The sequence below is a fragment of the Vibrio sp. 1402 genome (assembly GCF_033340275.1).
This window is the reverse complement of the sequence record NZ_JAWOWE010000499.1, coordinates 1-579: the sequence shown is the minus strand read 5'-3', so window position 1 is coordinate 579 and position 579 is coordinate 1. Positions and strand designations below refer to the sequence as shown.

Here is a 579-nt window from a genome sequence, read left to right as displayed (position 1 = left end):
GCCGATGCATCCCATTTTTCTATCCTGATTAAGGCTTAATCTTTTCAGTAGTGAGCACTAACTCCACCTCAACAATCGAGTTTCGTTCCCCTCTTCCGGCTTCGCTGGAATATTGAGTGACAACAACAAGCTAACGGCGGCCATACCCGCTCCGATGTAGAAAACGCTAGAAGGCGACACTAACCAAATCATCCCGAATGTAACGGGAATCACCACCGCTGCGATGTGGTTGATGGTAAACGCAACGCCAGCGGTCGATGCCATATCGGCCGGATCAGCAATCTTCTGGAAGTACGTTTTAATCGCCAAGGCGAGCGCAAAGAACAAGTGGTCGACAACATACAGCGCCGCAGCCCATTCCGCCGTTTGCACCAAACCATAGCCTACAAAGACGAAAATCAAACCGACGTATTCAAACGTTAATGCCTTACGCTCACCGACAACACCGATAAAACGGCCAATGCGCTTGGCAAATAAAAAGTTAAACAGGTAGTTGATCAAAAACAGTAAGGTAATGTCTGCTGCAGAATAGCCAAAATTCTCTACCATCAGGAAGCCCGCAAATACAGTGAAAATCTG

Annotated in this window: 1 pseudogene; it reads right to left on the bottom strand. The window is 47.5% G+C overall.

The features are described from left to right. Window positions 1-57: 57 nt before the first annotated feature. Window positions 58-579: pseudogene (locus tag R7044_RS26905) on the bottom strand (MFS transporter); the annotation flags it as partial.